Source organism: Amycolatopsis sp. WAC 01416, assembly GCF_003947485.1.
Lineage (GTDB): Bacteria > Actinomycetota > Actinomycetes > Mycobacteriales > Pseudonocardiaceae > Amycolatopsis.
This window is the reverse complement of record NZ_QHHX01000002.1, coordinates 814,435-827,481: the sequence shown is the minus strand read 5'-3', so window position 1 is coordinate 827,481 and position 13,047 is coordinate 814,435. Positions and strand designations below refer to the sequence as shown.

Genomic DNA, 13,047 nt, shown 5'->3' with positions numbered 1-13,047 from the left:
CCTCCAGCCACGCGAGTCACGCCTCCAAGCACGCGAACCCCGTACTTGAGCCCGGCCGCGCCCTGCCATATAGTCCACTCGGAATAATCAGTACGGAATCTTCCGAGAGGATCATCATGGCCGCGAAGCTCACCCCGCTCGCCATGGCGGTGCTGGAACTCCTTCACGAACGGCCCATGCATCCGTACGAGATGGCGCAGCTGATGAAGGAGCGCTACGTCAGCACGCGCGTCAAAGTGAAGGCCGGCTCGCTCTATCACACGGTCGACCGCCTGGCGGAGAACGGTTTCGTCGAGATCGTCGAGACACAGCGGGACGGGAAACGCCCCGAGCGCACCCTGTACGCGATGACGGAGGCCGGTCGCGACGAGTTCGTCGACCGGGCGCAGGACATGCTGGCCACGCCCGCCGAGGAGTACCCCGAGTACCTCAGCGCGCTCGCCGTCATCGACGAACTCGGCCCGGAAATGACGCTCACCCAGCTCAAACACCGCGTGCTGCGGCTACAGGCCGCCATCGCTTCCGATCAGGTCGTGCTCGAAAACCTGGTCAAGGAGCACAAGCTCCCCGAGGTCTACTGGCTCGACTGGTCCTATGCCACCGCGCGGCGCGCCTTCGAGCTCGAGTGGACCCAGAAGCTGATCGAGGACCTCGAATCCGGTCGCATCGGGTTCCAGGGTCACTGCACGCCGCACCTCAACCTGGTCACCGAGGACGACACCGATGAACGCAAGACAAGCTAACCCGTGGGCGGCGCTTTCCGCGCTGTGCCTGGGTTTCTTCATGATCCTGCTGGACACCACGATCGTTTCGACCGCGATTCCCGCGATGCTGCGCGAACTCGGCGCCGGGCTGAACGCGATCGTCTGGGTGATCAGCGTCTATCTGCTCACCTACGCGGTGCCGATGCTGTTCGCCAGCCGCCTCGGCGACCGCTTCGGCCCGAAACGCGTCTACCTGACCGGGCTCGTGGTGTTCACCTTGGCCTCGCTGTGGTGCGGCCTGTCCGGTTCGGTGGAGATGCTGATCGCGGCCCGCGCGGTGCAGGGACTCGGGGCCGCTTTGATGACGCCGCAGACGCTGGCGTTCATCAGCCACCTGTTCCCGCCGTCGAAACGCGGCCCCGCGATGGGACTCTGGAGCGGTGTCGCCGGCATCGCGGCCATCACCGGACCGCTGCTCGGCGGCGTGCTCGTCGACCACCTCGGCTGGGAATGGATCTTCTTCGTCAATCTGCCGGTCGGCGTGGTCGCGTTCGCGCTGGCGCTGCTCAAGGTGCCGGACTGGCAGCCGAAACACTCGCATTCCTTCGACGTTCCCGGGATCCTGCTGTCCGGCGCAGGCTTGTTCTTGGTCGTCTACGGCGTCCAAAATGGGCAGCACTACGAGTGGGGCCGCGTGTTCGGGCCGATCACCGTATTCGAGATCATCGGCGCCGGCGTCGCACTGCTGGTCGCTTTTGTGCTGTGGCAACGGTTCAACCGCAAGGAACCGTTGCTGCCGCTGAGTGTCTTCGCGAACCGCAACTTCTCGGCCGGGGCGCTGACCGCGGTCACCGTCGGCTTCGCGATGACCGGCATGTTCCTGCCGCTGGTGATCTACATCCAGGCCGTACTCGGCGAATCACCGACGATGTCCGGGTTGCTGTTCGCGCCGATGTCCTTGCTGGCTGGCATGATCGGCCCGTTCGTCGGCCGCGCTTCGGACAAGGTCAACGGCAAGTTCCTGCTGATCATCGGACTGGCGGCGCTGGCCGTGGGGCTGGGCCTGGTGGCGCTGATCGCGCGGGCGGGAGCGAACGCGTGGACGCTCACCCCGGCGCTGCTGGTGGCCGGCCTCGGAATCGGGTTCATCTTCGCGCCGATGGGCAACCTGGCGATGAGTTCGGTCGAACCGCGGCTCGTCGGGACCGCGTCGGGCATCTTCAACACCGCCCGCCAGGTCGGCGGCGTACTCGGCAGCGCCGCCGTCGGCGTGCTGCTGCAGGCGCGGATCAGCGCTTCGATCGCCGACGAGGCGGCGTCGGCCGCGAGCGCGTTGCCGGAGCAGTATCGGGCGCCGTTCGCGGAAGGCGTCGCGAAGGCCGCGGAGTCGACCGGGGAGTTCGGTTCTTCCGGGCCGACGGCGTTCCCCGGCCTGCCTTCCGGCGTCGCCGAGCAGGCGCAACGACTTGCGCTCGACGCCGTCCACAGTGGACTTACCGACGCGGCGCGGGTGACACTGCTGCTCCCGGCCGCGGTACTGGTGCTGGGCGTGCTCGCGGCGCTCACCATGCGCCGCCCCGCTCCGCGGGCGCCTCGCTCCCCCGTCCTGGAACCCGCCGCCAGCGCCGCCTGACCGGCCCCGCAATTCGTCACCTACTTGCGTGAGCAGCCCCGCCACCGATGCAATGAACGGTCCTTTCCTTGCAAAATTTGCAAGGAAAGGACCGTTCCTCTCATCCGCGGGAGGGCGGAAGCTACCTACCGGCGGTACCGCAGGCCGTAGCCGTACGGGTACAGCGCCTTCTTGCCGTCGCCGACGTTCACCGGTTCCTGCGCCGCACTGGTCGGCCAGCTGAACGTCAGCTTCCCGGTCGGGTTGTAGTCGCCGTAAAGGACATCGGCGACGCCGGCGCCTTCGCTGCCAGGGAGCCAAGCGGCGAGAAGCCCGTCGAACCGCGGCAGTTGCGGAGCGATGTCGAGCGGGCGCCCGGACACGGTCACCACGACGACCGGGACCCCGGTGCTCTTCAGTTTGGCGATCGTGGCGAGGTCTTCCGCGTCGAGTCCGAAGCCGTTCGGACGGTCTCCCTGTCCTTCGGCGTACGGCGTTTCGCCCACCACGGCGACGGCGACCCGGTAGCTGCCGTCGATTCCGTTACCCGCACGGTCATAGGTCACCGTGGTTCCCTTCCCCGCCCCCGACTTGATGCCGTCGAGGATGGTCGTGCCCGGGATCACCGGGCCGCTCTGGCCTTGCCAGGTGAGCGTCCAGCCGCCCGCCTGGTTACCGATGTCGTTCGCGTTCTTGCCCGCGACGAAGATCTTGTTGTTCTTCTTCGCCAGTGGCAGCACACCGTCGTTCTTCAGCAGTACCTGGGATTCGCGGACGGCCTGCCGGGCCAGTTCGCGATGTTCCTTGCTGCCGAACGTTTTCTGGAGCGAACGGTCGGTGTACGGGCGCTCGAACAGGCCGAGCTTGAACTTCTCCGCCAGGATGCGGCGGTTCGCGTCGTCGATCCGGTCGCGTGAGACACGGCCCGCCTCGACTTCGGCCTTGAGATAGGCGATGAACTGCGGCGCGTCCCACGGGACCATGAACATGTCGATGCCCGCGTTGACCGAGAGCCGCACCTCTTCGGGAGTGAAGCCTTCCTTGCCGTCGATCTGGTTGATCGCGTTGTAGTCCGAGATCACCAGGCCGGAGAACCGGAGTTCCTTCTTGAGGACGTCGGTGATGAGGTACTTCTCGGCGTGCATGCGCACACCTTGGAAACTGGAGAACGAGATCATCACCGAACCGACGCCGCGGTCGATCGCCTCGCGGAACGGCGGCAGGTGGATCTGGCGCAGTTCGCGTTCGCTGATCACGGTGTCGCCCTGGTCGATGCCGTTCGCCGTGCCGCCGTCGCCGACGTAGTGCTTCGCCGTCGCGAGCACCGATCCCGGTTTCTCGCCGAGCCTGCGCCCTTGAAGGCCGGTGATGGCCGACGCGTTGGCGATGGCGTCGCGCGGGGATTCGCCGAAGGATTCGTAGGTCCGGCCCCAGCGATCGTCACGGGCGACGCACAGGCACGGCGAAAAGTCCCACTGCGGACCGGTTCCGGCGACTTCCAGCGCTGTCGCACGGCCGATCTTCTCGACCAGGCGCGGATTGTTGGCCGCGCCGAGGCCGATGTTGTGCGGGAAGATCGTCGCGCCGTAGACGTTGTTGTGGCCGTGCACGGCGTCGACGCCGTAGAGCGTGGGGATGCCGAGCGGCGTCGAAATCGCCGCCTTCTGGTACGAGTCGACCATGTCGGCCCACCCGTTCGGCGTGTTGCTGGCGGGCACCGAGCCACCGCCGGAGAGCAAGGACCCCAGTTTGAGCGCGGCGGCCTGATCGGGCGTGACCGCGCCGCGTTCGGCCTGGGTCATCTGGCCGATCTTGTCGTCGAGGCTCATCCGCTTGAGCAGGTCGTTCACCCGTGCGGAGGTCGAAGCGTGGGGATTCTTGTAGACCGGCCCGGGGGCGGCGGACGCCATCGGCGCCAGGGCCGAACCGGCCAGGAGCAGTCCTGCGAGCACTGTGGTTTGCGTCGTGCGAAGCGATCTTCTGACGCGGAGGCGGGACGGCATTGGTTCCTCCGTAGCTCGAACAATCCATATGTTGCGCGCCACAACAAACTAGCTCCACGTTCGGGTGTTCCAGGTCACAATTAGGCAACGGCAAGCCGTCGAGTACCTTCCTCCAGGTGCGTTTCGTCCTCGCTTCCCAGTCCCCCGCCCGCCTCGGCGTCCTGCGTTCCGCCGGCTTCGACCCGAGCGTCGTCGTCTCCGGCGTCGACGAGGACGCCGTCGCCGCGTCCCTGACCGATCCGGCGCCGGAGGAGCTGGTCCGCGCGCTCGCCGCCGCGAAGGCCGAAGCGGTTTTCGAGGCACTCGGCGGCCACACCGACATGGTCATCGTGGGCTGCGATTCGATGCTGTCGATCAACGGCGAGATGGTCGGGAAGCCGATCACGCCGGAGGCCGCGCGCGAGCGATGGGCGTCGATGGCGGGCAAGACCGGTGAACTTCTCACCGGCCACGCGATCATCCGCATCGAGGACGGCGTGAGGACGAAGGAAGCCTCCGGGACCGAAGGCACCACTGTTCGCTTCGGCACGCCGTCACAAGAAGAGATCGAGGCCTACATCGCGTCCGGCGAACCGCTTCAGGTGGCGGGCGGTTTCACCTTGGACGGGCTCGGCGGCTGGTTCATCGAGGGCATCGACGGCGATTTCTCGAGCGTCATCGGCATCAGCCTGCCGCTGACGCGACGCTTGCTGACCGAAGTCGGCGTCAGCGTCATCGACCTGTGGACCCGTCCCGCATCCTGAGACGACTCCCACACGATCGGGTGATCCGGAAGAGTCCTGCCTCGCCGAACGTTCTTCACGTTCGGGAAATCAGGAAACTTTCACGCACCGGAGTCGCCCCGTGTCTTTCATTCGGACCTACACAAGGCCAAAGGTCTTCGCGGCGGCGGTCCTCGGCTCGCTAGTCGTGGGCGCCCTGCTCGGCGTGCTCGCCAGGACGACCGAGGCGAGCTGGCTGACCGACCTGCTCGACCAGATCGGCACGATCTTCACAACGCTGCTGCAGATCGCGGTGATCCCGCTGGTCTTCACGGCGATCGTGGTCGGCATCAACAGCCTGCGCAACCTCGGCGGCGGCAAGAAGGCCGCGCGGCTGGGCGGCAAGACCGTGCTGTGGTTCGCGATCACCTCGTTCATCGCGTCGCTGATCGGCATCGCCGTCGCGAAGCTGTTCAACCCGGGCAGCGGCGGCCTCGGCGAAGGTGTCGCCGCGACCGCGAAGAACGCCGACAAGGCCACCAAGAGCGTCGACAACTGGGGCTCCTGGAGCGCCTTCGTCGAAGGCTTCCTGCCGAAGAACTTCTTCACCGCCTTCACCGAGGGTGAAACACTTCAGGTGCTGTTCCTCGCGGTGCTGATCGGTGCGGCGGCCTACAGCCTCGGCGACAAGGCCAAACCGTTCGTCGACTTCACCACGAGCGTTTTCGAGATCATCCAGCGCTACCTCGGCTGGGTCGTGCGGCTCGCCCCGATCGGCATCATCGGCCTGATCGGCGCCGCGGTCTCGAACTACGGTGACGCCCTGTTCCGGCCGCTGTTGTCCACCACTCTCGCGGTGTACGTCGGCTGCTTGCTGGTGCTGTTCGTGGTCTACCCGATCCTGCTGCAGTTCGTGGCGAAGGTCAGCCCGCTGACGTTCTTCTCGAAGGCCGGCACGGCGATCCAGTTCGCGTTCGCTTCGCAGTCTTCAGGCGCGACGCTGCCCCTGACCCGGCAGTCCGCCGTGAACCTGGGCGTCCAGCCCGCGTACGCCGCCTTCGCGACTCCGCTGGGCAGCGCCACGAAGATGGACGGCTGCGCCGCGGTGTTCCCCGCGATCGGCGCCATCTTCATCGCGAACCTGTCCGGCGTTTCGCTGAACATCTGGCAGTACGCCGGCATCGTCGTGGTCGCCGTGCTCGGCGCGCTGGCCACCGCGGGCACCACCGGCTGGCTGACCGCGCTGACCCTGACCACCGCGTTCATCGGGCTCGACGCGCAGCAGGTGGCGCTCGGGATCGCGCTGATCTACTCGGTGAACCCGATCATGGACATGATGCGGACCGCGACCAACGTCGCGGGCCAGATCGTCGTGCCGGTGGTCGTCGCCCGCAGCGAAGGCCTGCTGGACGACGACGTGCTCAACTCGCCGACGGACCCTTCGCCCACCTCCGACGGCGAAGCGGCTACTACCTCTGCGAAGGCGCCTGCTGCTGCGGGCGCTTGAGGTTCTTTAAGTACATGAAGGCCCCCTTCCTTGCGCCTGGCGCAAGGAAGGGGGCCTTCATGTACTTAGACGCAGGGTTCCGGCAAGTCGCAAAACCGCTGGTCAAGTGAGTGCTGGAGCCGCGGGGCGAGCTTGTCTCGGCGACCTGGCGCCTCCTCGACTGTCCACAGGGGACAGTTCCGGGATGACAGTGCCCGATTCGGGTGTTTTGCGGAGGGACCGCTGTGACGTGTGGGGGTGCCGGGGTCACCGAGGCGATCCGACGGTCCGTAAAGGCCTCCTTGAGGGACCAGGAGGCCCTTCACGGACTTCTGGGCTCCACAAGCCAGTTACTCAGGCAAGCTCAGCAACACCAGCAAGGGACCTTTGCTATCACTTCTCTCGACATTGAGAGAAGTGATAGCAAAGGTCCCTTGCTCCCTTTCAGGGGCAAGCCCGCAGGTCCGCCTTGGTGAGCCGGACGTCCGGCCACCCCCGCAGCTCCGAAGGCGCGGTGTACCGCCGCGTGCAGCCCACCGAACCGCGGGCGACGTCGTAGACCTCGGCGAGCACCGGCGCCGCCTGACAGCGGGCCGAACCGGATTGCGCGCCGGGGCACTCGTGCCGCACGACGATGACGTCCGCGATCCCGTCGGCGGTCACGTCGTTCAGGGCGACCGTCCCGGCGTCGGAGAAGTACGGCTTCCCGGTGTCCCGCCAGATCCCGCCGCGCGCGACGAACAATTCGCCCGCCGAGCCGCCGCCCACTTCGCCGCGCACCAGACAGACCGGCGTCGCGCCGTCGACGCAGCGCAAAGAATCACCCTTGAGGGTGACCCCCATGTCGTTGACGATCAGCGGGTACACCGTGTCCGCGCCGATCCGGACCACGCCCTGCTTCCCCGCGTCGTCGGCCAGCAGCACGACGGGAAGCCCGCCGACGGTCATCGCGCCGATCTCCCGGCAGGCCGAGTCGCCGCAGTTGACCCTGGGCGCGGTCGAGGCGCCGTCGGAAACAGGAGGCACGCCGGAGCCTCCGGCGGGCATCGGTGCGGCCGGGCGGAGCAGGATCACGGCCACGATCACGCCCGCCGTCACCACCACCGCCAGCAGCGCGGTGAACAGCACGGATCGCGGCGCCCGCGCTTCCTGAGTCCGCATATCCGAGAGCGTAAGTGATCTAGCGCAGAGTGCACGGCTATGTTGTTCCCGTGACGAACCCCGGACTGCCCAACGCCCTGTTCCTTCCCACGGCGAAAAAGCCGAAGGACTTCACGAGCGCCGAGATCGAACTTCGCACGACCAAGGACGGCCGGACGGCGTTGATCGCCTTCAGCACCGTGCAGCGCCTTGTCGAGTGCTGCGGCCCGCATCAGCCGTGGGCGCTGGTCAAGTCCGAGCACCTCGGGCGGGTCCACCAGGCCCAGCCGTACGACCTGATCGTGCTCGACTCCGACCTTCCGGAAGAACTGCGGCACCGCGAAGCGCTGGTGTAAAGCCTGATAGAAGAACCGGACCGACCTGTCGCGCTGATATAAACAGGGGCAACTAGGTGGCCTTGCTCTCACTAATCGGGGTGGGAATTTCCGTAAACTGCTGCGGAGCCGCATCGGGGCGGCCCGACGTGCGAACGCAGGAGGTACGGCGTGACCGAGCAGGCCGGCACAGGTGGTCCGGTGACCAAGATCCTGATCGCGAACCGCGGGGAAATCGCGGTACGGGTGATCAGGGCGGCGAAGGACGCCGGGCTGACCAGCGTGGCCGTCTACGCCGATCCGGATCGTGACGCACCCCATGTCCGCCTCGCCGACGAGGCCTTCGCCCTCGGCGGCACCACCGCCGCCGAGAGCTACCTCGTCTTCGACAAGCTGCTCGACGCCGCCAAGCGGTCGGGCGCGGACTCCGTCCACCCCGGCTACGGGTTCCTCTCCGAGAACGCGGACTTCGCGCAGGCCGTGATCGACGCGGGGCTGACTTGGATCGGCCCGAGCCCGCAGTCCATTCGCGATCTCGGCGACAAGGTCACCGCGCGCCACATCGCGCTGCGCGCCGGAGCCCCGCTCGTGCCCGGCACGAAGGACCCTGTCGCGAACGCCGACGAGATCATCGCCTTCGCCGACGAGCACGGCCTGCCCGTCGCGATCAAGGCGGCGTTCGGCGGCGGCGGCCGCGGGCTGAAGGTCGCCCGCACCCGCGAGGAGATCCCGGAGCTCTTCGAATCCGCGACGCGTGAGGCGATCTCCGCCTTCGGCCGCGGCGAATGCTTCGTCGAGCGCTACCTGGACAAGCCGCGCCATGTCGAAGCCCAGGTCCTCGCCGACCAGCACGGCAACGCCATCGTCGTCGGCACCCGGGACTGCTCGTTGCAGCGCCGCCACCAGAAGCTGGTCGAAGAGGCACCCGCGCCGTATCTGACCGACGACCAGCGCAAGCGCATCCACGAGTCCGCGAAGGCGATCTGCAAGGAAGCCGGTTACTACGGCGCCGGGACCGTCGAGTACCTCGTCGCGGTCGACGGCACGATCTCGTTCCTCGAGGTCAACACGCGGCTCCAGGTCGAACACCCGGTGTCCGAGGAGACCACGGGCCTCGACCTCGTGCGCGAGATGTTCCGCATCGCGCGCGGCGAGAAGCTGCGCATCACCGAGGATCCGGAACCGCGCGGCCACTCGATCGAATTCCGCATCAACGGCGAGGACGCCGGCCGCGGGTTCCTGCCCGCGCCCGGCACCGTGACGAAGTTCGTCGCGCCCAGCGGTCCCGGAGTCCGGGTCGACTCGGGTGTCGAATCCGGCAGCGTCATCGGCGGCCAGTTCGACTCGATGCTCGCGAAGCTGATCGTCACCGGCTCGGACCGGCAGAACGCGCTCGAGCGCAGCCGCCGCGCGCTGGCCGAGATGGTCGCCGACGGGATGGCGACGGTCCTGCCGTTCCACCGGGTGATCGTGAACGACCCGGCCTTCGTCGGCGACGAGAACGGTTTCAGCGTGCACACCCGCTGGATCGAGACCGAGTTCGACAACCGGATCGAGCCCTTCGTGGCACCGGAAGCGGCCGAGGCCGAGGAAGAGCAGCCTCGCCAGAACGTCGTCGTCGAGGTCGGCGGCCGCCGTCTCGAAGTGTCGCTTCCCGGCGGTTTCTCGCTCGACGCCGGTGGCGGCGGGACGGCCGTGAAGGCCAAGCCGCGCAAGCGCGCGGGCGGCACCAAGGCCGCGGTGAGCGGCGACGCGGTCACCGCGCCGATGCAGGGCACCATCGTCAAGGTCGCCGTCGAAGAGGGCCAGCAGGTCGAAGCGGGCGAGCTGGTCGTCGTGCTCGAAGCGATGAAGATGGAGAACCCGGTCACCGCGCACAAAGCGGGCACCGTGACCGGTCTTTCGGTCGAGGTCGGCGCGGCGGTCACCCAGGGAACCCAGCTGTTCGAGCTGAAAGACTGACGATTGTCGTGGTTGACGGGGCCTCGCTCGGCCTACCATCGAAAAGGTGAGCGAGGTTCCGTCTCCGCGGCTGCGGATCAGTGATCAGGATCGTGAGTCCGCGCTGACCGCGCTCGGCGAGCACATGAGCGTGGGCCGGATCGACATCGACGAGTTCGGCGAGCGGTCCGCACAGGTCACCGCAGCCAAGACCCGCGGCGAACTGTCCGGGATCTTCGCGGACCTGCCCGAACCACATCCGCTTCTCGACGCGCCCAAGGTCGCCGTGAGCGAACCGGAGAAACCGGCGTGGGCGGACATCCCGCCGATGCAACGGATCATGGGCGCGCTCCTGCCGATCCTGTTCATCGCCTCCATCGCGCTCATCGTCACCACCGGTGTCACCTGGTGGTTCATCCTCGTCCCGATCGGGATCAGCGCCGTCGGCGAAGGCATCTGGGGCAAGGGCTGGGACAACGCGCACAAGAAGCTCGGGAAACAACGTCGGCGGGAACTGGACGGCTGATCCGCCCGTAGACTCGGGTCGTGAGTGCCGAGAGACCGGACATGCGGCTGAGCGACGCCGAACGCCAAGACGCGCTCGAAGCGCTGGAAGAACATGTCCGCACCGGCAGACTCGACCTCGACGAGTTCGGTTCGCGGTCGGCGAAGGTCAGCGCCGCGCGGATGGTGAGTGATCTCGAACCGCTGTTCACGGACCTGCCCTCGCCCCGGCCCGGCGCGCTGCTCCCCCTGCCGCCGATGCCCGGTGTGGCGCAGGCGTCCGCGAAGAACGACGCTCCGCCGTCGAAATGGCTGACGGCCAGCGCCGTGCCGATCGCGGCGGCGGTCGCGATCGCGCTGTTCTTCTTCACCCGGGGGACGTTCCTGGTCTTCCTGCTGCCGCTGGCGGTCGCGCTGATCATGAGCCGCCGTCGCTGAAGGGCCGGTTACCCTCGAAGGGTGGAACCGGTGGAGATCAACGCAGGCGAGTACTACCTGCGGCAGCTGCGGGCGGACAAGGCACTCGACGACCGTCCGGCGCTGGTCGCGGCCTTCGCCGACCCGACGCATCGCAAGTACGTCCTGAACTACCGTTTGCGGGATCTGGACGAGGCGACCGAGTACGTCGCGTTGCGCACGGCCCAGTGGGCCGGTGACGAACGCTGTTCCTGGGCGGTGGCCGAGCCGACGACCGGCGAGTTGCTGGGCGAGGTCGGCCTGCGGGATCTCGATTTCGACGCCGCGTACGCGGAGGCGTCGGTCTGGGTGCGTGCGGCGTCCAGGGGCAAGGGCGTCGCGAGCACCGCGCTCAACGCGGCCCTGCGCTTCGGTTTCGGCGGGCTCGGCCTGCGCGAGGTCAGTTACCGCTACGAGGAGACGAACGAGGTTTCCGCCTTGGTCGCCCGCAAATGCGGGTTCACCCTGGTCGGGCCCGAACTGGAACCGGCCCCGACCGGGGAACGCCTCATCCGCTGGCGCCGCACCGCCTGACCCTTCCCGCAATTCGTCACCTACTTGCGACATCACCCGCAATCCGTCACCTACTTGCGTGGGCGCTTACCGGCGCCGGACCTCGATCGGGCGCAAGTAGGTGACGAATTGCGGGCGGTCAGCAAGTAGGTGACGAATTGCGAGGGGGTCAGAAGGGGTAGGTGGGCGGCGGGTTGCGGACGGTGACCCAGCGTGTCTCGGTGAAGGCCTCGATGTTCGCCGCAGCGCCGCCGAAACGGCTCCCGGTGCCCGAAGCGGCGACGCCACCGAAGGGGCTGTTCGCCTCATCGCTGACGGTCTGGTCGTTGATGTGCACGATCCCGGTCGGGACGCGGTCGGCCAGCTCCAGTCCTTTGAGGACATCGCGAGTGACGATCCCCAGCGAGAGCCCGTATTCGCTCGCCGTGGCGAGGCGGATGGCCTCCTCGGCGTCGGAGAACCGCACGACCGGCGCGACCGGGCCGAAGATCTCTTCGGCGACCGCGGGCGCCGTCGGCGGCACGTCGGCGAGCACCGTCGCGGAGTAGAACAGCCGGTCGTATTCGGCGCCGGCGGCGACCCGCGCCCCCGCCGCGACACTGGACGTGACCAGCTCGTGGATCTTGTCCCGCTGTCCGGCGTCGATGATCGGCCCGAGCGCGACCTCGTCCAGCGCCGGGTCGCCCACCCGCAACGCGGCCGCCTTCGCCGCCAGCCGCTCGACGAAGTCGTCGTAGAGCCGCTCGTGCACGAGGTGCCGCCCGGTGGTCATGCAGATCTGGCCCTGGTGGAAGAAGGAGCCGAACGCGGCGACACCGGCGGCTTCGTCGACGTCCGCGTCGTCGAGCACGATGAGCGCCGAGTTCCCGCCCAGTTCCAGATGTGCCCGCTTCAGGTGCTTTCCGGCGAGTTCGCCGACCTTGCGCCCGGCTCCGGTCGACCCGGTGAACGAGATGACCCGCACCGCCGGATGCGTCACCAGCGTCTCGCCGACGTCCGCGCCGCCCGGCAGCATCTGCAGCACGCCCGGCGGCAGACCGGCTTCCTCGAAGATCCGGGCGAGGACCACGCCACCGGTGACGGCGGTGCGCGGATCCGGCTTGAGGATGACCGCGTTTCCCAGCGCGAGCGCCGGGGCGACCGAACGGATGCCCAGGATGATCGGCATGTTGAACGGCGAGATCACCGCGACGACCCCGGCCGGGACGCGGCGCGCCATCGAAAGCCGCGGCTCCTCACTCGGCAGGAGTTCGCCGTACGGACGGCCGGGCAGGGCCGCCGCCTCGTAGCACTCCTGCTCGGCGACGTGCAGCGAAAAGCCCGCGACTCCCGGCACCGCGCCGACCTCGCGGATGTTCCACCAGCGGATCTCGTCGGCGTACTCGGACCACAGCCGAGCGGCTTTGCGCAGGACGGCGGCACGCTGGACGTGCGGTGTCGCGGCCCAGGCCCGCTGCGCCTCGGCCGCGGTCTCGGCCGCTTTCGCGGCGTCCTCGGCCGAGGCGATCCCCACGCTTCCCAGCACCGCACCGGTCGCGGGCTCCATGACGTCACGGACGCCACCGGACCCTGGCACCCAGGAACCCCCGGCGAAGATCCGGTCCGTCCACGTCGACGAGTCGAGAAACACCACAAGGCCGCCTTCCGTATCG

At 67.9% G+C, this 13,047-nt stretch carries 12 protein-coding genes; 9 read left to right on the top strand and 3 right to left on the bottom strand.

The window, feature by feature from the left end:
- The first annotated feature begins 116 nt into the window (after positions 1-116).
- Both DL990_RS08330 and DL990_RS08325 read left to right on the top strand, forming a co-directional pair.
- The gene (locus DL990_RS08330) at positions 117-743 is read left to right on the top strand and encodes a PadR family transcriptional regulator (RefSeq protein WP_125789007.1); all 627 of its coding nucleotides are present in this window, start codon (positions 117-119) and stop codon (positions 741-743) included.
- A complete protein-coding gene (locus DL990_RS08325; protein WP_125798296.1) occupies positions 724-2,337 on the top strand; it encodes a DHA2 family efflux MFS transporter permease subunit in 1,614 nt (537 codons plus the stop codon). The genes DL990_RS08330 and DL990_RS08325 overlap by 20 nt, the downstream gene beginning before the upstream one ends.
- 125 nt (positions 2,338-2,462) lie before the next feature.
- Here the strand turns inward: DL990_RS08325 and DL990_RS08320 are convergent, their stop codons facing one another.
- Positions 2,463-4,268: a glycoside hydrolase family 3 protein gene (locus tag DL990_RS08320; RefSeq protein WP_125798295.1), complete on the bottom strand. Its 1,806-nt coding sequence runs from the start codon at positions 4,266-4,268 to the stop codon at positions 2,463-2,465.
- A 167-nt stretch (positions 4,269-4,435) separates the two neighbouring features.
- Between DL990_RS08320 and DL990_RS08315 the strand changes: the two genes are divergently transcribed.
- Both DL990_RS08315 and DL990_RS08310 read left to right on the top strand, forming a co-directional pair.
- Entirely contained in the window at positions 4,436-5,062 is a 627-nt protein-coding gene (locus tag DL990_RS08315) for a nucleoside triphosphate pyrophosphatase (protein ID WP_125798294.1), read from the top strand.
- Between the two features lie 100 nt (positions 5,063-5,162).
- Positions 5,163-6,527: a dicarboxylate/amino acid:cation symporter gene (locus DL990_RS08310; protein WP_125789003.1), complete on the top strand. Its 1,365-nt coding sequence runs from the start codon at positions 5,163-5,165 to the stop codon at positions 6,525-6,527.
- Positions 6,528-6,950: 423 nt separating this feature from the next.
- Here DL990_RS08310 and DL990_RS08305 read toward each other — a convergent pair whose 3' ends face one another.
- Entirely contained in the window at positions 6,951-7,634 is a 684-nt protein-coding gene (locus tag DL990_RS08305) for a hypothetical protein (RefSeq protein ID WP_125798479.1), read from the bottom strand.
- Positions 7,635-7,717: 83 nt separating this feature from the next.
- On the opposite strand from DL990_RS08305, the gene DL990_RS08300 reads away from it, so the two are divergent.
- The 5 genes from DL990_RS08300 to DL990_RS08280 all read left to right on the top strand — a co-directional run bounded on the left by DL990_RS08300 (position 7,718) and on the right by DL990_RS08280 (position 11,416).
- Positions 7,718-8,002, top strand: coding sequence for an SAV_915 family protein (locus DL990_RS08300; protein WP_125789002.1), 285 nt, complete (start codon positions 7,718-7,720; stop codon positions 8,000-8,002).
- A 150-nt stretch (positions 8,003-8,152) separates the two neighbouring features.
- Positions 8,153-9,943: an acetyl/propionyl/methylcrotonyl-CoA carboxylase subunit alpha gene (locus tag DL990_RS08295; protein ID WP_125789001.1), complete on the top strand. Its 1,791-nt coding sequence runs from the start codon at positions 8,153-8,155 to the stop codon at positions 9,941-9,943.
- Between the two features lie 46 nt (positions 9,944-9,989).
- Positions 9,990-10,448: a DUF1707 domain-containing protein gene (locus DL990_RS08290; RefSeq protein WP_125798293.1), complete on the top strand. Its 459-nt coding sequence runs from the start codon at positions 9,990-9,992 to the stop codon at positions 10,446-10,448.
- 41 nt (positions 10,449-10,489) lie between these two features.
- Complete coding sequence (locus tag DL990_RS08285) at positions 10,490-10,864, top strand: DUF1707 domain-containing protein (protein WP_125789098.1); 375 nt, start codon at positions 10,490-10,492, stop codon at positions 10,862-10,864.
- A gap of 21 nt (positions 10,865-10,885) precedes the next feature.
- Positions 10,886-11,416 carry a GNAT family N-acetyltransferase gene (locus tag DL990_RS08280; RefSeq protein ID WP_125788999.1) on the top strand — a complete coding sequence of 177 codons (531 nt, stop codon included), beginning with the start codon at positions 10,886-10,888 and terminating at the stop codon, positions 11,414-11,416.
- Between the two features lie 148 nt (positions 11,417-11,564).
- Here the strand turns inward: DL990_RS08280 and DL990_RS08275 are convergent, their stop codons facing one another.
- On the bottom strand, positions 11,565-13,028 hold the full coding sequence (locus DL990_RS08275; protein WP_125788998.1) for an aldehyde dehydrogenase family protein: 1,464 nt from the start codon (positions 13,026-13,028) through the stop codon (positions 11,565-11,567).
- Between the last annotated feature and the right edge of the window lie 19 nt (positions 13,029-13,047).